Annotated in this window: 19 protein-coding genes (1 of these 19 only partly in view); 9 read left to right on the top strand and 10 right to left on the bottom strand. The window is 58.9% G+C overall.

The genetic code is table 11. The annotated features are described in order from the left end of the window. The first annotated feature begins 67 nt into the window (after positions 1-67). A complete protein-coding gene (gene trpE, locus DJ564_RS29605; RefSeq protein WP_109635292.1) occupies positions 68-1,549 on the top strand; it encodes an anthranilate synthase component I in 1,482 nt (493 codons plus the stop codon). 197 nt (positions 1,550-1,746) lie between these two features. Here trpE and estP read toward each other — a convergent pair whose 3' ends face one another. Further along, positions 1,747-3,657, bottom strand: coding sequence for an esterase EstP (gene estP / locus DJ564_RS29600; protein WP_109635291.1), 1,911 nt, complete (start codon positions 3,655-3,657; stop codon positions 1,747-1,749). A gap of 405 nt (positions 3,658-4,062) precedes the next feature. On the opposite strand from estP, the gene DJ564_RS29595 reads away from it, so the two are divergent. From DJ564_RS29595 to DJ564_RS29580, 4 genes are all read left to right on the top strand, one after another. Next, the gene (locus DJ564_RS29595) at positions 4,063-4,656 is read left to right on the top strand and encodes an aminodeoxychorismate/anthranilate synthase component II (protein ID WP_109635289.1); all 594 of its coding nucleotides are present in this window, start codon (positions 4,063-4,065) and stop codon (positions 4,654-4,656) included. A gap of 9 nt (positions 4,657-4,665) precedes the next feature. Beyond that, positions 4,666-5,715 (top strand): anthranilate phosphoribosyltransferase, encoded by a 1,050-nt coding sequence (gene trpD / locus DJ564_RS29590; protein ID WP_109635287.1) that lies wholly within the window; start codon positions 4,666-4,668, stop codon positions 5,713-5,715. After that, on the top strand, positions 5,712-6,548 hold the full coding sequence (gene trpC, locus DJ564_RS29585) for an indole-3-glycerol phosphate synthase TrpC (protein ID WP_109635285.1): 837 nt from the start codon (positions 5,712-5,714) through the stop codon (positions 6,546-6,548). Before trpD ends, trpC begins: the two co-directional genes overlap by 4 nt. A 146-nt stretch (positions 6,549-6,694) precedes the next feature. Continuing rightward, the gene (locus DJ564_RS29580; protein ID WP_109635283.1) at positions 6,695-7,396 is read left to right on the top strand and encodes a lipoate--protein ligase family protein; all 702 of its coding nucleotides are present in this window, start codon (positions 6,695-6,697) and stop codon (positions 7,394-7,396) included. Positions 7,397-7,406: 10 nt separating this feature from the next. Here the strand turns inward: DJ564_RS29580 and crp are convergent, their stop codons facing one another. Continuing rightward, a complete protein-coding gene (gene crp / locus DJ564_RS29575; RefSeq protein ID WP_008027103.1) occupies positions 7,407-8,051 on the bottom strand; it encodes a cAMP-activated global transcriptional regulator CRP in 645 nt (214 codons plus the stop codon). A gap of 234 nt (positions 8,052-8,285) precedes the next feature. On the opposite strand from crp, the gene DJ564_RS29570 reads away from it, so the two are divergent. Next, positions 8,286-8,708 carry an OsmC family protein gene (locus DJ564_RS29570; protein ID WP_007941657.1) on the top strand — a complete coding sequence of 141 codons (423 nt, stop codon included), beginning with the start codon at positions 8,286-8,288 and terminating at the stop codon, positions 8,706-8,708. 237 nt (positions 8,709-8,945) lie between these two features. Continuing rightward, entirely contained in the window at positions 8,946-9,740 is a 795-nt protein-coding gene (speD, locus tag DJ564_RS29565; RefSeq protein WP_109635282.1) for an adenosylmethionine decarboxylase, read from the top strand. Positions 9,741-9,859: 119 nt separating this feature from the next. Here speD and coq7 read toward each other — a convergent pair whose 3' ends face one another. The 6 genes from coq7 to hemJ form a co-directional block, all read right to left on the bottom strand. Further along, positions 9,860-10,507, bottom strand: coding sequence for a 2-polyprenyl-3-methyl-6-methoxy-1,4-benzoquinone monooxygenase (gene coq7 / locus DJ564_RS29560; protein WP_109635280.1), 648 nt, complete (start codon positions 10,505-10,507; stop codon positions 9,860-9,862). Between the two features lie 128 nt (positions 10,508-10,635). Continuing rightward, on the bottom strand, positions 10,636-10,974 hold the full coding sequence (locus DJ564_RS29555; protein WP_094470373.1) for a histidine triad nucleotide-binding protein: 339 nt from the start codon (positions 10,972-10,974) through the stop codon (positions 10,636-10,638). A gap of 81 nt (positions 10,975-11,055) precedes the next feature. After that, positions 11,056-11,844: an SDR family oxidoreductase gene (locus DJ564_RS29550; protein ID WP_109635278.1), complete on the bottom strand. Its 789-nt coding sequence runs from the start codon at positions 11,842-11,844 to the stop codon at positions 11,056-11,058. Positions 11,845-11,939: 95 nt separating this feature from the next. After that, complete coding sequence (locus DJ564_RS29545) at positions 11,940-12,884, bottom strand: DUF805 domain-containing protein (RefSeq protein ID WP_109635276.1); 945 nt, start codon at positions 12,882-12,884, stop codon at positions 11,940-11,942. A gap of 92 nt (positions 12,885-12,976) precedes the next feature. Beyond that, the gene (locus DJ564_RS29540; RefSeq protein WP_109635274.1) at positions 12,977-13,945 is read right to left on the bottom strand and encodes a nitronate monooxygenase family protein; all 969 of its coding nucleotides are present in this window, start codon (positions 13,943-13,945) and stop codon (positions 12,977-12,979) included. Positions 13,946-13,972: 27 nt separating this feature from the next. Continuing rightward, positions 13,973-14,401 (bottom strand): protoporphyrinogen oxidase HemJ, encoded by a 429-nt coding sequence (gene hemJ / locus DJ564_RS29535; protein WP_109635272.1) that lies wholly within the window; start codon positions 14,399-14,401, stop codon positions 13,973-13,975. Positions 14,402-14,536: 135 nt separating this feature from the next. Between hemJ and argC the strand changes: the two genes are divergently transcribed. After that, positions 14,537-15,571: an N-acetyl-gamma-glutamyl-phosphate reductase gene (argC, locus tag DJ564_RS29530; RefSeq protein WP_109635271.1), complete on the top strand. Its 1,035-nt coding sequence runs from the start codon at positions 14,537-14,539 to the stop codon at positions 15,569-15,571. A gap of 168 nt (positions 15,572-15,739) precedes the next feature. Next, positions 15,740-16,090 carry an iron-sulfur cluster insertion protein ErpA gene (gene erpA, locus DJ564_RS29525; RefSeq protein ID WP_007947969.1) on the top strand — a complete coding sequence of 117 codons (351 nt, stop codon included), beginning with the start codon at positions 15,740-15,742 and terminating at the stop codon, positions 16,088-16,090. Between the two features lie 67 nt (positions 16,091-16,157). Here the strand turns inward: erpA and DJ564_RS29520 are convergent, their stop codons facing one another. Together DJ564_RS29520 and DJ564_RS29515 are read right to left on the bottom strand one after the other, a co-directional pair. Then, positions 16,158-17,249, bottom strand: a complete 1,092-nt coding sequence (locus tag DJ564_RS29520; protein ID WP_109635270.1) for an anhydro-N-acetylmuramic acid kinase — start codon at positions 17,247-17,249, stop codon at positions 16,158-16,160. A 3-nt stretch (positions 17,250-17,252) separates the two neighbouring features. After that, positions 17,253-18,179: the 3' portion of a peptidoglycan DD-metalloendopeptidase family protein gene (locus DJ564_RS29515; protein WP_109635268.1), read on the bottom strand. 495 nt of this gene lie beyond the right edge of the window; 927 of the gene's 1,422 nt are visible here — the last part of the coding sequence; its start codon lies beyond the right edge, outside the window — the gene reads right to left on this strand; the stop codon is at positions 17,253-17,255.

Here is an 18,179-nt window from a genome sequence, read left to right as displayed (position 1 = left end):
ATTCTGGCCGGCTTTCCGGCGCGTTTGCATACCTGACTGTTAGCACCTCAAGCCACGAGGCTACCCCATGATCCGCGAAGAATTCCTGCGTTTGGCCGCTGCCGGCTATAACCGTATCCCGTTGGCCTGCGAAACCCTGGCCGACTTCGATACCCCGCTGTCGATCTACCTGAAACTGGCCGACGAGCCGAACTCCTACCTGCTGGAATCGGTGCAAGGCGGGGAGAAGTGGGGCCGTTATTCGATCATCGGCCTGCCGTGCCGCACCGTGCTGCGGGTTCATGATCATCAGGTGAGCGTGACCCACGACGGCGTCGAGATCGAAAGCCACGAGGTCGAAGATCCTCTGGCCTTTGTCGAAACCTTTAAAGCCCGCTACAACGTGCCGACCATCCCTGGCCTGCCGCGCTTCAATGGCGGTCTGGTGGGGTATTTCGGTTACGACTGCGTGCGCTATGTGGAGAAGCGTCTGGGCAAGTGCCCGAACCCTGATCCGCTGGGCGTGCCGGACATTCTGCTGATGGTCTCCGACGCCGTGGTGGTGTTCGACAACCTCGCCGGCAAGATGCACGCGATTGTGCTGGCTGACCCCTCAAAGGAAGATGCCTTCGAGCAAGGTCAGGCCCGTCTGGAAGAGCTGCTGGAAAAACTCCGCCAGCCGATCACCCCGCGCCGTGGCCTGGATTTCAGCAAGCAACAGTCGGCTGATCCGGTATTCCGCTCGAGCTTCACCCAGGATGATTACGAAAAAGCCGTCGACACTATCAAGGAATACATCCTGGCCGGTGACTGCATGCAGGTCGTGCCGTCCCAGCGCATGTCGATCGACTTCAAGGCGGCGCCGATCGATCTGTACCGGGCGCTGCGTTGCTTCAATCCGACGCCTTACATGTACTTCTTCAACTTCGGCGACTTCCACGTCGTCGGCAGTTCGCCGGAAGTGCTGGTGCGGGTCGAAGACAACCTGATCACCGTGCGCCCGATTGCCGGCACTCGCCCACGCGGGGCCAACGAAGAGGCGGACCTGGCGCTGGAAAAAGACCTGCTGTCGGACGACAAGGAAATCGCTGAGCACTTGATGCTGATTGACCTGGGCCGTAACGACACCGGTCGGGTGTCGGAGATCGGTTCGGTGAAACTCACCGAGAAAATGGTCATCGAGCGTTATTCCAACGTGATGCACATCGTGTCCAACGTTACCGGCCAATTGAAGGCTGGACTGACGGCGATGGACGCACTGCGGGCGATTCTGCCAGCGGGTACGTTGTCGGGCGCACCGAAGATTCGCGCGATGGAAATCATCGACGAACTGGAGCCGGTCAAGCGTGGCGTCTACGGCGGGGCAGTGGGCTACTTTGCCTGGAACGGCAACATGGACACCGCGATTGCGATCCGCACCGCAGTGATCAAGAACGGTGAACTGCACGTGCAGGCCGGTGGCGGCATCGTCGCCGACTCGGTGCCGGCGCTGGAATGGGAAGAAACCCTGAACAAGCGCCGTGCGATGTTCCGCGCCGTGGCCCTGGCCGAACAAACCCCGGATACCTGAGTTCACACAAGCCTTTGTGGCGAGGGGGCTTGCCCCCGTTGGGGCGCGAAGCGGCCCTTGGTTCTTCAGGTCCACCAAGTCACATGGATTTGCGACTGCTTCGCAGCCGAACGGGGGCAAGCCCCCTCGCCACAATGTGCATTCAGCATAAAAAAACGCGGCGCCTGTGAGGGCGCCGCGTTTTTTTTGCCTGATGTTTAGAAGTCCAGCGCAACGCCTACGTTAATGCCTTGCTGGGTAAAGTCGTCATCCTTGCGAATGTCGTAGCTGGCCCGCAATGCCAGATCCTTGGTGAGGTTGTGGCTTACCCCCAGATTCAAGCGGTTCAGGTGAGATTGCGGGGTGTAGCCGGCCAGGGAGTAGCGATTGTTCGGCAGGCTGTTGAGGTTCATCGTCACATCCTGGGTATCGTCGTTGTACTCACGCTCATGAGCCAGTTCGCCGAACACCTGGGTCTGCGAAGTGATCTGGTACTTGCCCTGGATGCCGAGACCAAGACGCCGGGAGATGCGCGACTGATCATCGAAGGTCAATGCGGTGGAATCGGCACCGTCTTCCGAGTAACCGTCGACTTCGACTTTGGCGAAATCAGCACTCACGAACGGCGACAGGTGCCACGGGCTGCTGGCCTCTGGCGCGATGTCATACCCCAGGCGGCCACTGATAGCGACCAGGTAACCGTCGGTGTCGCCTTTCTCTGCGCGTTCGTTGACCCCCAACTGGAATTTGCGTTTGAGGCTGTCGTAGTCCAGATGCCCGGCGGTCACTGCCGCGTCACCCCACCAACGGTTTTGCTGGTACTGGGCGAATGCCGTACCCATGTAGGTGTTGAGCTTGTATTCCGAGTCGTGATCGCCTGCTTCGAGCTTCTGATTGTAGAAGCCCGCCGCCAAACCTACACGCCATGCGTCATTGAGCCGGTAGCTGCCGCCGATATTCAGGTTGGCGCCGTTGCCGTCAGCACTGGCGCCACTGCGCTGGCTATCGAAATCCTGGTGTTGGCCGCCGCCGGCGACAATCGCCCGCCATTGACCCACGCCTTGCCAGTTTTCCCAATCAGCCAGCCACTGGTTGCGCAACTCATCCTGATGAGAACGCAAAGTCCCTTGGGCCATTTGTGGCAACAGGGTGGCTTCCCATGGCGCGGCCAGCAGCGAGTAGGCGTAATCGGCAATCAGGCGTTGCCCGGCTTCGGTCGGGTGCACCGAGTCGTTGTAGATAAGTTTGGTTGGGTCCGGCGTCGCACTGTTGATGCCGTAACGGGCGTTTTCCGTACAGCTGCTGCCGCTGAAGCAGGTGGCGCTTAGGTTCTGATCGGTGGCCAGGCCGAACTGCCCTGGGTTGGCAAACGTCTCCTTAAGCAGAACCGGGATGTTCAGCGGAATGACGTTGGCATTGACGTTCTGCAGCTGGCTCACCAGTTCAGTGTTGAACTGGGTGCTGAGTTGGGAGGTGAACGCTTGCAGTGGTGTGCCGTTGAAGGCCGGGGTGAAGCCGATGTCTGGCAGCAACCAGACCATGATGTAGCGGGCACCGGCCTGTTGAAGGGTTTGCACGCTGCTGACCAGGCGATCGGCGGCGGCGCTGGCCTGAGGCAGGCTGGTCACGCGACCTTGCAGGAAGTCGTTACCACCGCCCGACAGGTAATACAGCGCGTTCGGGTCGGCGCGGAAATTGTTCGACGGCAGATAGCCTGCTCGGGTGCGATCGCCCGTGGCGGAGGTGCTGGTGATCGAATCGAGAATCTGGTCGGTGCGATAACCGCCGACGGCCCAGTTGTTGCCATCGGGCTGGCCATTGTTGGCGCGTACCGCCGAGGAAGATGAGGCGGTCTGATCCGCCGAGAAGCCTAGTTTTCCGCCAAGAATCTGTGTGGAATTGAGCGAGCGGACTTCGCCGCTGCCATCCAGGTAAACCGGCCCCGTCCGGTTGGTAAAGCGCTGGGTCGAACCGGCAGGCCCGCCCGTGTCGGCAAAGGTCCCGGCATCGTTGAGACTGTCACCGAAGACGACGAAGTTGGAGTAAGGATTAGGCGCGGCGATCGCCTGGGCGCAGGCCATGGCGAGCAAGCATCCTGCGAGCGGTACAAACAACGTCTGTTTGATCATGAGCAAGTCCGTTTATTTATTGTTGTAGTGAACGAAACGACAGTACCAAAAACTTCCGGCCTTTTGCCATCGGTCGCGAACCGTTCAATTGTTTCGCGGCCAGTCACGCCGGCTATATTGCACGCTCTGCCCAGCTAAGTTACTGTGCCGAGACGTATGAATGAGACCTTCCCCGTGTTGATCATCAGCAAACTTCTGGATCAAGTCATCAAGGCACACGCCCGCTGGCGTTGGCGCGCCTGAATTCTTTTGCCGGCTCCGCCGGACCTGTACCGATTTGCCTTCTTCACCCGTATGACATACCGCTTTGCCGGCGCACCCGGCGACTGACAAAGCGCAGGACGTTGCGGGTAATCATTCGAAGGCTGTATTTAAAGTCAGTGAATTCAAGAGGTTCCAACCGCCATGTTGCTGATGATCGATAACTACGACTCTTTTACCTACAACGTTGTGCAGTACCTCGGTGAGCTCGGCTCCCAGGTCAAAGTCGTGCGCAACGATGAGCTCACCGTTGCCGAAATCGAAGCGCTCAACCCTGAGCGTATCGTCGTGTCCCCCGGCCCTTGCACCCCGACCGAAGCCGGAGTCTCGATCGATGTGATCAAGCATTTCGCCGGCAAACTGCCCATTCTTGGTGTCTGCCTCGGTCACCAATCCATCGGTCAGGCCTTTGGCGGTGATGTGGTCCGCGCCCGGCAGGTCATGCACGGTAAGACTAGCCCGGTATTCCACGAGGACAAGGGCGTATTCGAAGGCCTGAATCGTCCGCTGACGGTGACGCGTTATCACTCGCTGATCGTCAAGCGCGAAACCCTGCCCGATTGCCTGGAGCTGACCGCCTGGACCCAGCTCGAAGACGGCTCGGTCGACGAAATCATGGGCCTGCGCCACAAGACATTGAACATCGAGGGTGTGCAGTTCCACCCCGAGTCTATTCTCACCGAGCAGGGCCACGAGCTGTTCGCTAACTTCCTCAAACAAACCGGCGGCACGCGCTAAGGACTTTTCATGAATATCAAGACAGCCCTGAGCCGTATCGTCGATCACCTCGACCTCAGCACCGATGAGATGCGCGATGTCATGCGCGAGATCATGACCGGGCAATGCACGGATGCGCAGATCGGCGCGTTCATGATGGCCATGCGCATGAAGAGTGAAAGCATCGACGAGATCGTCGGCGCGGTGTCGGTCATGCGCGAGCTGGCGGACAAGGTCGAACTCAAGACCCTTGACGGCGTCGTCGACGTGGTCGGCACCGGTGGTGACGGTGCGAACATCTTTAACGTATCGACCGCTTCCTCTTTCGTGGTGGCAGCGGCCGGATGCACCGTGGCCAAGCACGGTAACCGTGCGGTGTCGGGCAAAAGCGGCAGCGCTGACTTGCTGGAGGCAGCGGGTATCTATTTGAACCTGACGCCAGTCCAGGTTGCACGTTGCATCGATAACGTCGGCATCGGTTTCATGTTTGCCCAGACCCACCACAGTGCCATGAAGCACGCAGCCGGCCCGCGCAAGGATCTTGGCCTGCGTACCCTGTTCAACATGCTCGGCCCGCTTACGAATCCGGCCGGCGTGAAACATCAGGTGGTGGGCGTGTTCAGTCAGGCGTTGTGCCGACCGTTGGCCGAAGTCTTGCAGCGCCTGGGCAGCAAGCACGTGTTGGTGGTGCATTCGAAGGATGGCTTGGACGAGTTCAGTCTGGCGGCGCCAACCTACGTGGCAGAACTGAAGAATGACCAGATCACTGAATATTGGGTCGAGCCGGAAGACCTGGGCATGAAGAGCCAGAGTCTGCACGGCCTGGCGGTGGAAAGCCCGGCGGCGTCCCTTGAGTTGATTCGCGATGCTCTGGGCAAGCGCAAGACCGAAAGCGGTCAGAAAGCCGCCGAGATGATCGTGCTCAATGCCGGTGCGGCGCTGTACGCCGCCGACCTGGCAACCAGTTTGAAAGAAGGCGTTGCCCTGGCGCACGATGCGCTGCACACAGGCCTCGCTCGGGAAAAACTTGAGGAGTTGGGTGCATTTACCGCGGTATTCAAAGTGGAGAATGAGGGATGAGTGTACCGACGGTTCTGGAAAACATTCTGGCCCGCAAAGTCCAGGAAGTTGCCGAGCGTAGCGCCCGTGTGAGTCTGGCGGAGCTGGAAAGCCTGGCCAAGGCGGCCGATGCACCCCGTGGTTTTGCCAAGGCACTGATTGCTCAGGCCAAGCTGAAACAGCCGGCCGTCATTGCCGAAATCAAGAAAGCCTCGCCGAGCAAAGGCGTGATCCGCGAGCACTTCGTTCCTGCCGACATCGCCAAAAGCTACGAGAAGGGCGGCGCGACGTGCTTGTCGGTGCTGACCGATATCGATTACTTCCAGGGCGCCGATGCATATCTGCAGCAGGCGCGGGCGGCCTGCAACCTGCCGGTGATCCGCAAGGATTTCATGATCGATCCGTACCAGATCGTCGAAGCCCGCGCGTTGGGCGCTGACTGCGTGCTGTTGATCGTCTCCGCCTTGGATGACCTGAAGATGGCCGAACTGGCGGCCGTGGCCAAAAGCGTCGGCCTCGACGTGCTGGTGGAAGTCCACGATGGCGACGAGCTGGAGCGGGCCTTGAAAACCCTCGACACACCGCTGGTTGGCGTGAACAACCGCAACCTGCACACCTTCGACGTCAGCCTCGAAACCACGCTCGACCTGTTGCCACGCATCCCGCGTGATCGCCTGGTGATTACGGAAAGCGGCATTCTCAACCGGGCCGATGTGGAGCTGATGGAAATCAGTGACGTGTACGCGTTTCTGGTGGGCGAGGCGTTTATGCGCGCCGAAAGCCCGGGCACCGAGTTGCAGCGCCTGTTCTTTCCTGAGCGCGGCGGTCCGGTCAGCGGTTCTACGCTCGACTGAGTGCAGTCAGGCAAACCGCTGCGCGCCCTTCGCGAGCAAGCCCGCTCCCACATTGGATCTGTGTACACAATTCTAATGTGGGAGCGGGCTTGCTCGCGAAGAGGCCCTCAAATTTCCCAAAGACTTTACGCCTAGTGGAGTAGCCCATGACTCAGCCGACCCATCTGACCGTCGAAGCCGGCCTGCAAGCCGAGCAAGACCTGCTGGCCCATGTCTGCACCGGCGATTCAGACTTCGGCTTATTGTTCTGGCAACCCAGCGACCGCGCATTGGTCATGCCCCGACGTCTGAACCGCCTGCCAGGTTTCGAAGCCGCCTGTGAAGTATCAGCCGCCGCCGGTTGGCCAGTGCTGCTGCGTGAAACCGGTGGAGAGCCTGTGCCGCAATCGGCTTCCACTATCAATATCGCGCTGGTCTACGCACCCCCTCGCAGCGAAGGTGACCAGAACCGCATCGAAATCGCTTATCGCCGTCTCTGCGACCCGATCTGTCAGTTACTCGATGAGCTGGGCGGCGTATCTTCCTTGGGCGAAGTCGACGGTGCGTTCTGCGATGGCCGTTTCAACGTCAACCTCGACGGCCGTAAGATGGTCGGTACCGCTCAGCGCTGGCGCCAGAGTAAGGGTGGAGCGCGTCCAGTTGGATTGGTGCACGGTGCGTTGTTGCTGGATAACGAGCGTGAATCGATGGTCGCTGCGGTCAATCGCTTCAACGAAGCGTGCGGTCTTGAGCAGCGGGTGCGCGCCGAAAGCCACATTGCCCTGCATGAGAAGTTTGCCGCGCCCGATGCGCTCGGGCGGCTTGATGCGCTTTATCGCCAGCTGCTGGCGGACATGCTCGCCGCTTGAGTTTTCAAGCTTAGCGCGTACCGAAGACCACCATGGTCTTGCCTTTGACGTCCACCAGGTTGCGTTCTTCCAGATCCTTGAGCACGCGACCGACCATCTCCCGTGAACAACCGACAATCCGCCCGATTTCCTGACGGGTGACTTTGATCTGCATGCCGTCCGGGTGGGTCATGGCGTCCGGCTGTTTGCACAGTTCCAGCAGGCAACGGGCGACGCGGCCGGTGACGTCAAAGAAGGCCAAATCGCCGACCTTGCGCGTGGTATTACGCAGACGTTGTGCGATTTGTCCGCTGAGCACGTAAAGAATGTCTGGATCCTGCTGGGATAGTTCGCGGAATTTTGCGTAGCTGATTTCCGCCACTTCACACTCGATCTTCGCGCGTACCCAGGCGCTGCGTTCCTGCTCGAGCCCCGCTTGTTCAAACAGGCCCAACTCGCCGAAAAAGTCCCCGGAGTTCAGGTAGGCGATGATCATTTCGCGGCCGTCGTCATCCTCGATCAGGATCGTGACGGAACCCTTGATGATGAAGAACAGCGTTTCCGAGCGATCACCGGCGCAAATGATGTTGCTCTTGGCCGCATAACGACGGCGCTGGCAATGCATCAACAGCTTGTCGAGGTTCTTGATTTTGGGGGTTGGGGCAATAGCAACCATGGTTGTATCCCGAAAAGACTTCACGGTGTGTTTGATTTTTTATGAGTCGATGACGACGGATGCCAGCAAAGCTGGCTATGCGCCAGCGAATTGGCGCCAGCTTAACAGACACTTCTCGCAATATTCGAGAAATTACCTACGGTTCGGATGGTTATGCCCTACGAATGCAGGGCGCTGTAGATCAGGGGCCCTGTGCTAAGCTGGCGACCCTTTTTTAAGCAGTGGAGTCTGGCGATGAAGGCACGCATCCAATGGGCTGGCGAAGCCATGTTCCTCGGTGAATCCGGCAGCGGTCACGTCGTGGTCATGGACGGTCCGCCCGATGCAGGCGGTCGTAACCTGGGTGTCCGGCCGATGGAAATGCTCCTGCTGGGTGTTGGCGGTTGCAGCAATTTCGACGTGGTCAGCATCCTCAAAAAGTCCCGTCAGGCCGTCGAAAGCTGTGAAGCCTTCCTCGAAGCCGAGCGTGCGACCGAAGATCCGAAAGTCTTCACCAAGATCCACATGCACTTCGTGGTCAAAGGCCGCGGGCTGAAAGAAGCCCAGGTCAAACGCGCTATCGAACTGTCAGCGGAGAAGTATTGCTCGGCGTCGATCATGCTCGGCGCGGCTGGCGTGGCGATTACCCACGACTACGAGATCATCGAACTCGGTTGAATCGACATTCAACTATCATAAAAGCAGTGCAGACTCTGGCGATCCCAAGCTGACGTCTGCATAATGCGCCACTTTTTTCAGGGTAGTGGTCCGTCATCGACGGCTGCAAACCCGAACAGACAACCAAAATCGCCATCGCGAAGAGGTGTTAACCGTCCTACGCAGCTGCGTTGTTCGCATCTGACGGGCATGCTTGATCACGCGGCCCGGGCCGCAATACATAGAGAGTTTTTAACGGTGAAAAGCAAACTCAAGCTCCACGGGTTCAATAACCTGACAAAGACCTTGAGCTTCAACATCTATGACATCTGCTACGCGGAAACCCCGCAAGACCAACAGGCTTACGTCGAGTACATCAATAAAGAGTACAACGCGAAACGCCTGACGCAGATCCTCACAGAAGTTGTCGATATCATTGGTGCCAACATCCTGAACATTGCCAGTCAGGACTATGAACCCCAGGGCGCCAGCGTCACGATTCTGATCTCTGAAGAGCCGGTAACCCCGACCGACAGCCAGATCGAAGAGTCGCCGGGCCCGTTGCCCGAGATTATCCTGGCTCACCTCGACAAGAGCCACATCACGGTGCACACCTACCCGGAAATCCATCCGGACGATGGCATTGCGACCTTCCGTGTGGACATTGACGTGTCGACCTGTGGCGTCATTTCACCGCTCAAGGCGCTCAACTTCCTGATTCACCAGTTCGATTCGGACATCGTGACCGTGGATTATCGCGTGCGCGGTTTCACCCGTGACGTGGAAGGCAACAAGCACTTCATCGATCACGAGATCAACTCGATTCAGAACTACCTCTCCGACGACACCCGCGACGCGTACCAGATGACCGACGTGAACGTGTACCAGGAAAACCTGTTCCACACCAAGATGCTGTTGAAGAACTTCGAACTGGACAACTACTTGTTTGGCGACGCCACCAACAGCCTGTCCTCCGAGCAGCGAGCTCAGGTAACCGACCGTGTGAAACACGAAATGCTGGAAATCTTCTACGCGCGCAACATGCCTAACTAAGATTTTCGAGCACAAAAAAAGGCGACTCCCTCACGGCAGTCGCCTTTTTCTTGTCTGTCGCAAAATCCCCTGTAGGAGCGAGCCTGCTCGCGAAGAGACCTTGTCAGGCAATGCATCTATCAGATCCGATAAGTACTCTTGGTCATCACTTTTGCCAACAAACTCATCCCGAATTTCACCGGCGCCGGAAAACGAAAACCTCCGGCATCCAGCGCACTCTCGGCATGATGTTCTTCATCAATCCGCATCTGCTCAAGAATCGCCCGGGACTTTTCATCTTCTTCCGGCAATTGCTCAAGGTGCTCATTCAAGTGTTTGCACACCTGATGCTCGGTCGCGGCAACGAAACCCAGGCTGACCTTGTCGCTGATCAATCCAGCCACCGCGCCAATTCCGAACGACATGCCGTAGAACAGCGGGTTGAGAATGCTGGTGTGGCTGCCCAGCTGTTTGATGCGTTGCTCGCACCAAACCAGGTGATCGATTTCTTCTTCGGCAGCATGTTCCATGGCGGCGCGTACATGCGGCAGCTTCGCAGTCAGGGCCTGACCCTGATACAGCGCCTGGGCGCAGACTTCGCCGGTATGGTTGATGCGCATCAACCCGGCAACGTGGCGGGTGTCTTCGTCACTCATTTGCGCATCCGGCTGCACGATGGCGGGCGACGGACGGTACGGCTGGCCACTGAAGGGCAGCAAGGTACGCATCGCGGCATCGGCTTGCAGCAGAAGGCGGTCAATCGGCGAGTAGTGACGCTGGGTAGTCATGCTGACCTCCGGGAAGAATCTCGGCGGCCAGTTTAACCCAATCGGCCGGGGAAGGTTTGCGCTGGGTCATTTCCAGGAAAGGGGTATGAGGTGAAGGCGCTCCCTCGCCACAAACTCCTCAGTCACAATCAGCCCGGCGGCCAGTGCATCTGGCGCTGACCCAGCACATGCATATGAATGTGATAGACCGTCTGTCCACCCAGTTCATTGCAGTTCATGACCACACGGAAACCTTCCTCGCAGCCGAGTTCCAGGGCCAGGCGTTGGGCGGTGAACAGGATATGTCCGGCCAATGCCTTGTCGTCCTCGGTGAGGTCGTTGAGGGTGCGCACCGCTTTTTTCGGGATGACCAGAAAATGCACCGGTGCCTGTGGGGCGATGTCGTGGAAGGCCAGTACCTGGTCGTCCTCGTAAATGATTTTTGCCGGGATTTCCCGGTTGATGATCTTGGTGAACAGAGTATCCACAGCTGTTTTCTCCGTTGTTGGGGCTGGCCTGAGTGTACTCATGGGTTATCCCCGAGCCCAGCCTTTTACCTTGAGGCCTGGTCAGCGCGGACAGTAGGCCTTGTTGACCATGCCCGCGATTGTCCGGTTCAGCCAGCGAGAGCCGAGCCGCGGCAGGAAGGCACGCCAGCGGTTCCCCCGACCCGGAATAATGATTGCCCGATTTTTCTCCAGGGCTCGCACGGTATACAGCGCAACCTCTTCTGGACTCATCAGCAGGTTGCTGTCGGCCAGTTTGCCGGTGTTCAACTGCGCAGTGCGGAAGAAGCCGGTACGTGTCGGGCCGGGGCAAAGCACCGAGACCTTGACTGCGCACTTCTTCAGCTCGACGCGCAGCCCTTCGGAAAAGTGCAGCACATAGGCTTTGCTGGCGTAATAGGTGCTCATCCACGGGCCGGGATGGAATGCCGCCATTGAAGCGACGTTCAGAATCTGCCCGCCACCCTGCAAGGCCATGCTGTTACCGATGGCATGGCACAAGCGGGTGAGGGCCAGGATGTTCACTTCGATCAGGTCCTGCTCGGTCATCCAGTCCTGGGCCAGAAATGGCCCGCAGGTGCCGATGCCCGCGCAGTTGACCAGCAAATCGATTTGCCGGTCACCTTCTTCCAGTTCCAGCAGAAACCCGGACAGCCGTAGCGGTTCACCGAGGTCACAGGCGCGGAACAGCACTTCCACGCCAAACCGTTGGGTCAATTCGATTGCAATACTTTCCAGCTGATCACGCTGTCGGGCCACCAGTATCAGGCTGCGGCCACGGCGGGCCAGCGCTTCGGCCATCGCCAGGCCGATGCCGCTGGAAGCGCCGGTGATCAGAGCGTAACGGGTCATGCAGTTCTCCATCGCAACAGCTCCGCGCCGGCGACGCGGGTGTCACGGGCGGGGAGCGCTGTTCATTCTTTCGCAGAGTCTACAGGGGCCGGGGCTTATTCGGCTTCTTCCTCTGCGGAATCCGCTGCTTGCTCCGCCTCTTGCGCCGGCTCGACTTCAATTTCTTCGGTAATCACCGAGCTGCTGTCGTAGCTGGTTTCGGCCGCGGTTTCATATTCTTCCTGAATAGCCGTCAAGCCTCCGGCCAGTGCGCCAATAAAGACGATGGCAATCAACACGACCCACAGCGAAGACAGCACTTTGACCGCGGTGGTGTTAGGTGGAGGCGGCGCGCCGTATTGATTGGCGATGTTGGTGCCCGGGGCGATCATGATCACGAACGGGAAGAAGCTGCCCACGAACGGGACCAGGTTCAGCAGCCAGAGCCAGCCGGACCAGCCGATGTCATGCAGGCGCTGAACGCTGATCTGAATGCTCACGACCGCCATGGCAATGAACAGTAAGAACGCAACCAGGCCACCGAGAATCAGGCCTGCGGTCGAATCGGCGCTGATGATGGCGAAGGCGAAAATGGCCAATACCGAACCGACGGCCAGCGTGACCAGCGTCAGGACCATCGTCCAGGCGAGATAGCGCAAACGACCGATGCGGCCTTCAACGCTGAATGGCTTGAGTGGAGCGTACGCGGGCAGGCTTTCGCCGACGGTGGCTCGGGGCGGTGCGTAAGGGGAGGCAGGGTCGGCAAATACCGGTTGGCTGGCGACAGGCCGGTGTTCGTGGGCTTCGGCCAAGTTCAGTTCAATGGACGATTCGCTTTCGACGCGAGCATCGATACCGGTTTTCGTCAGCTCCTGAAGGTAGGTTTGCGCGTCGATCTGCGACAAGCCTTTCTTGAGCGTAACCGACTTGCCCGTAAACAATCGTTCGACGGCAGCGACTTCACTTTTGTATAGCTCGGCCAGCTTCTGTTTGGCGGTGGTGACGTCAACGCCTGGCAGCAGAGCGCCGTCGAACACGATCTTGAAACGGTTGTCGCTCATTGCGAGGCATCCTTGTCGCGAGTTTTTGAATGAGGAAATGTTACAGGCGTGGAGTGTAAGGCCAGCCGGGGCGGGCTGGCCAAACTTTCATCTCAGCGCGGCCAGCGTTTAGGCAGCTGTGCCGCCAGTTCCAGTGCCTTGCGATATTCCGCGTCCAGTCGAGCGACCAGTTGATCGACGCTTGGCAAATCATCGATTTCCCCGACACCCTGGCCTGCAGACCACACGGTTTTCCAGGCTTTGGCTTCATCGCTGATCGGCTTGAGTTTGGAGCCGAAGTCGACTTTGCCCTTGCCTTGCAGTGCCGCCATGTCGAAACCGGCGGCCTCCAGGCTTTGGCGCATGAAACTTGCCGGTACGCCTGACACCGCTGGCGTATGAACGATGTCCGCGGCTCTGGACGTCAGCAACATCTCTTTGTAGGCGTCAGGGGCATGACTTTCGGTGGTGCCGATAAATCGCGTACCGAAGTAGGCCAGATCCGCACCGAGCAATTGCGCGGCAAGAATTTCGTGACCATGGTTAAGGCAGCCTGCCAGCAGCAGGGTTTTGTCGAAGAACTGGCGAATCTCGGCAATCAGCGAGAACGGGCTCCAGGTCCCGGCATGTCCACCGGCGCCTGCTGCCACGGCGATCAAACCGTCCACACCGGCCTCGGCGGCTTTTTCGGCATGGCGACGGGTCGTCACGTCATGAAACACCAGGCCGCCATAGCTGTGAACGGCATCGACTACTTCTTTCACAGCGCCGAGGCTGGTGATCACGATCGGCACTTTGTGCTCGACGCAGATCGCAAGGTCCGCTTGTAGCCGCGGGTTGCTGTTGTGGACGATTAGGTTCACGGCGTAAGGCGCAGGATTTTCCAGTGTCGCCAGTCCTGCTTCGATCTCTTCCAGCCAGGCCTTGAAGCCGCTGCTCTCACGCTGGTTCAGTGCAGGAAAGCTGCCGACCACGCCATTACGGCAGCAGGCGAGCACCAATTGCGGATTGGAAATCAGGAACATCGGCGCTGCCACCACGGGCAGACGCAAACGTTGTTCGAGCAAAGCGGGCAGCGACATTGGAAGTACCCCGGTGAGTTGTGCTTATTAGAACGGCCGAACAACGACCAGAATTACGATAGCCAGCAATATCAGAACCGGCACTTCATTGAACCAGCGATAAAAGACATGGCTGCGGGTGTTTTCGCCACGGGCAAAACGTTTCACCTGCGCGCCGCACATATGGTGGTAGCCGATCAGGATCACCACCAGCGTCAGCTTGGCGTGAATCCAGGCGCCCTGGCTGAAGATGCTTGGGTTAAGCCAGATCAGCGCGATACCGAAAATCAGCGTGGCGATCATCGCCGGGCCCATGATGCCGCGGTACAGCTTGCGCTCCATGAGGCTGAAGCGTTCCTTGCTGACGGTATCCTCGCTTTGGGCGTGATAAACGAACAGGCGCGGCAGGTAAAACAGGCCGGCAAACCAGCAGACCATGCTGATGATATGAAGCGCTTTGAGCCACAGATAAAGCATTTTTAGTTATTCCCAGGTTCACGGTAGCCCGAATAGTAGAGGCTTGACTGTCCGCACGTCACCTAAGCGGTTGTCGCAGGGCCGCGCGGCCCCTATTATCGACGGCTTTCCAGTGGGTTCGTTGAGGGCAGGTATATGGTCAAGGTCGGTATCGTCGGCGGCACGGGTTACACCGGTGTCGAACTGCTGCGTCTGTTGGCACAGCATCCGCAAGCTGAAGTGGTCGTGATCACTTCCCGATCCGAGGCCGGTCTGGCCGTCGCTGACATGTACCCGAACCTGCGAGGCCACTACGACGGCCTGGCGTTCAGCGTTCCGGACATCAAGACGCTGGGCGCCTGTGATGTGGTGTTCTTCGCCACGCCGCACGGTGTTGCCCATGCGCTGGCTGGCGAATTGCTGGCGGCCGGGACCAAGGTCATCGACCTGTCGGCGGACTTCCGCCTGCAAGACTCGGTTGAATGGGCCAAGTGGTACGGCCAGCCGCACGGTGCGCCGGAGCTGCTGGAGGAAGCGGTCTACGGTCTGCCGGAAGTCAATCGCGAGCAGATCAAGGATGCTCGCCTGATCGCCGTGCCGGGTTGCTATCCAACGGCTACGCAATTGGGTTTCCTGCCATTGCTCGAAGCCGGGCTGGCCGATACCACGCGTTTGATCGCTGACTGCAAATCCGGTGTCAGCGGTGCGGGCCGTGGTGCTTCGGTCGGTTCGCTGTACTCCGAGACGTCGGAAAGCATGAAAGCCTATTCCGTCAAAGGTCACCGTCACTTGCCGGAAATCCGCCAAGGTCTGCGTCGCGCAGCGGGCAAGGACGTCGGTCTGACCTTCGTTCCGCACCTGACGCCAATGATTCGCGGCATTCATTCGACGCTGTATGCGACTGTCGTGGATCGCTCGGTGGATCTGCAGGCGTTGTTTGAAAAGCGCTACGCCAACGAACCGTTCGTCGACGTGATGCCGGCCGGCAGCCATCCGGAAACCCGCAGCGTGCGCGGTGCCAACGTTTGCCGTATCGCGGTGCATCGTCCGCAGGACGGTGATCTGGTGGTGGTTTTGTCGGTGATCGATAACCTGGTCAAAGGTGCGTCGGGTCAGGCGGTGCAGAACCTGAACATTCTGTTCGGGCTGGATGAGCGCTTGGGCCTGTCCCACGCCGGCATGCTGCCGTAAGGTTTTACCCCGTTCAGCAAAAAGGCCCGTCTGACGGGCCTTTTTGCATTTAGAACCGGCAATCGGGTTTATTGATATACCGTAACAATAGTTGACCAATTTTCTAGGAGAAGCGGATAATGCGCGTCATCACGCATTATGGCGGCGTAACGCCGGGAGATAGTCAGCATGAGCGTCGAATCCTTCACCCCCACCGCTTTGCAATTCACCCACGGTGCCGCGCACAAGGTGAAGAGCCTGGTCGATGAAGAGGGGAATGATCGCTTGAAGCTGCGCGTATTCGTTACGGGCGGCGGTTGTTCAGGTTTTCAGTACGGCTTCACCTTCGATGAAGAAGTGGCCGATGACGACACCATCGTCGAGCGCGAAGGTGTGAGTCTGGTCGTAGATCCAATGAGCTTCCAGTATCTGGCGGGCGCCGAGGTGGATTATCAGGAAGGTCTGGAAGGCTCGCGTTTCGTGATCAAGAATCCGAACGCCAGCACCACGTGTGGTTGCGGCTCTTCGTTCTCGATCTGATCGCGCTTCACCGCATTACCAAGCGCCGCATGGCTTCAGGGCTTTGCGGCGTTTTGCTGTGTGGCATTTATGCCGGGTAGATGGCGCCGAGTACGCGCAGGCCGCGGGCGCCGGTGACGCTTGGGCGGTTGGCGGCGATGCCTTCCAGGCAGCAATGGGCCAGCCAGGCGAAGGCCATGGCTTCAACCCAGTCCGGGTCCACGCCGTAGGCGGCGGTGCTGCTGACTGTCGCGTTGGGTAGCAGGCTGGCCAGGCGCTTCATCAGTGTGGCGTTATGGGCGCCGCCACCGCAGACCAACAGTTCCTGAGTATTCGATTGAGCGTGCTGCAGCGATTCGACGATGGTCAGTGCGGTCAGCTCAAGCAGGGTTGCTTGCACATCTTCAGCGGCGAAGGTCGGGAGCTTCGAGAGATGTTGTGTCAGCCATGGCAGGTTGAACACTTCGCGACCGGTGCTTTTCGGGCCTTTGGTCACGAAGAACGGATCACTCAGCAATTCATACAGCAGAACCGGTTCAACCTTGCCACTGGCCGCCCATTGGCCGTCGCGATCAAAGTTGTCGCCGCGTTGCTGATGAATCCACGCATCCAGTAGAACGTTGCCTGGGCCGCAGTCAAAGCCGGCGACAGGCTTGCCGGGTTCGATCAGGCTGAGGTTGCTGAATCCGCCAACGTTCAGCACCGCACGATTACCGGCACGTTCATCAAACAACGCTTCGTGAAAGGCTGGAACCAGCGGTGCACCTTGTCCGCCGGCGGCCACGTCACGGCTGCGGAAGTCGCTGACCACGGTGATGCCGGTCAGCTCGGTCAATAGGGCAGGGTTTCCTATCTGTACGGTGAAGCCGCGCGCCGGTTCATGGCGAATGGTCTGGCCGTGGCTGCCAATCGATCGAATGTCTTCGGGTTTCAGGTTGTGTTGTTGGAGGAGGGTGTTAATGCCCTGAGCGGCCAGTTTCACCCAGTTCTGTTGAGCGATGGCGGAGCGGGCAATCTCGTCCGGGCCGCTGGCGCACAAGCCAAGCAGCTCGGTGCGCAGGGAATCAGGCATGGGAGTGTAGTGCGTGGCGATCAAGTTGATCGCCGGGGTCAGCTCGATCAGCGCAATGTCCAGGCCATCTAGGCTGGTCCCGGACATCACACCTATATAGAGCGTCATGATTTAGCGCTTCGAAGCCAGCATAGTGGACTTCTCTTGATCCATGCGGGCCATCAACGGCTGACTCTGCGCAAGGAAGCGTGCGCGTTCCCCTTTGGAGATTGGATCGGCCATCGCAACTTTCTGGCCCAGTGGGTCGACGTGCACGCCATTGACCTGGAACTCATAGTGCAAGTGCGGGCCGGTGGAGAGCCCGGTTGTGCCGATATATCCGATCACCTGGCCTTGCTTGACGCTGCCGCCAGTCTTGATGCCTTTGGCAAAGCCCTGCATGTGGCCGTACAGCGTACGGTAGGTGTTGCCATGCTGGATGATCACGGTATTGCCGTAGCCGCCACGGCGACCGGCCAGCAATACTTTGCCGTCACCGGCTGCTTTGATCGGGGTACCGCGTGGTGCTGCGTAATCGACACCTTTGTGGGCGCGGATTTTGTTCAGGATCGGGTGTTTGCGTCCCATGGAGAATTTCGAGCTGATGCGGGCGAAGTCTACCGGCGTGCGGATAAACGCCTTGCGCATGCTATTGCCGTCAGCGGTGTAGTAGCTGCTGTTGCCTTGTTTGTTGGTGTAACGCACGGCGGTGTAGGTTTTGCCGCGGTTGGTGAAACGTGCGGAAAGGATCGGGCCGTTGCCGACAGCCTTGCCGTTGACGACTTTCTGCTCGTAGATCACATCGAACTCGTCGCCCTTACGAATATCCTGGGCGAAGTCGACGTCATAGCCAAACACGCTGGCCATGTCCATGGTCAGGCTGTGGGAAAGGCCGGCGCGCGCGGCAGACTGCGACAGCGAGCTGTTGATCACGCCATGAACGTAGGCGGAGCGCACGGTAGGCTTGGCGGTAATGCGGTTGAACGTATAACCCTTATCATTCTTGGTCAGAGTGATGCTTTCGAGGTCACTGACCTTGCTGTGCAGATTGGTCAGTTG

The organism is Pseudomonas sp. 31-12 (assembly GCF_003151075.1).
In the GTDB taxonomy this organism is placed as follows: Bacteria; Pseudomonadota; Gammaproteobacteria; order Pseudomonadales; family Pseudomonadaceae; genus Aquipseudomonas.
This window is presented reverse-complemented; position numbering and strand designations above follow the sequence as displayed.

Bases quoted from the DNA above. Each gene is read 5' to 3' on its own strand.
- coq7 (WP_109635280.1), bottom strand. From the start codon at position 10,507: ATGACTACCCAGCGTCACTACTCGCCGATTGACCGCCTTCTGCTGCAA.
- argC (WP_109635271.1), top strand. From the start codon at position 14,537: ATGGTCAAGGTCGGTATCGTCGGCGGCACGGGTTACACCGGTGTCGAA.
- trpD (WP_109635287.1), top strand. From the start codon at position 4,666: ATGAATATCAAGACAGCCCTGAGCCGTATCGTCGATCACCTCGACCTC.
- erpA (WP_007947969.1), top strand. From the start codon at position 15,740: ATGAGCGTCGAATCCTTCACCCCCACCGCTTTGCAATTCACCCACGGT.
- trpE (WP_109635292.1), top strand. From the start codon at position 68: ATGATCCGCGAAGAATTCCTGCGTTTGGCCGCTGCCGGCTATAACCGT.
- DJ564_RS29580 (WP_109635283.1), top strand. From the start codon at position 6,695: ATGACTCAGCCGACCCATCTGACCGTCGAAGCCGGCCTGCAAGCCGAG.
- hemJ (WP_109635272.1), bottom strand. From the start codon at position 14,401: ATGCTTTATCTGTGGCTCAAAGCGCTTCATATCATCAGCATGGTCTGC.
- trpC (WP_109635285.1), top strand. From the start codon at position 5,712: ATGAGTGTACCGACGGTTCTGGAAAACATTCTGGCCCGCAAAGTCCAG.
- DJ564_RS29595 (WP_109635289.1), top strand. From the start codon at position 4,063: ATGTTGCTGATGATCGATAACTACGACTCTTTTACCTACAACGTTGTG.
- DJ564_RS29520 (WP_109635270.1), bottom strand. From the start codon at position 17,249: ATGACGCTCTATATAGGTGTGATGTCCGGGACCAGCCTAGATGGCCTG.
- DJ564_RS29545 (WP_109635276.1), bottom strand. From the start codon at position 12,884: ATGAGCGACAACCGTTTCAAGATCGTGTTCGACGGCGCTCTGCTGCCA.
- estP (WP_109635291.1), bottom strand. From the start codon at position 3,657: ATGATCAAACAGACGTTGTTTGTACCGCTCGCAGGATGCTTGCTCGCC.
- DJ564_RS29570 (WP_007941657.1), top strand. From the start codon at position 8,286: ATGAAGGCACGCATCCAATGGGCTGGCGAAGCCATGTTCCTCGGTGAA.
- crp (WP_008027103.1), bottom strand. From the start codon at position 8,051: ATGGTTGCTATTGCCCCAACCCCCAAAATCAAGAACCTCGACAAGCTG.
- DJ564_RS29540 (WP_109635274.1), bottom strand. From the start codon at position 13,945: ATGTCGCTGCCCGCTTTGCTCGAACAACGTTTGCGTCTGCCCGTGGTG.
- DJ564_RS29550 (WP_109635278.1), bottom strand. From the start codon at position 11,844: ATGACCCGTTACGCTCTGATCACCGGCGCTTCCAGCGGCATCGGCCTG.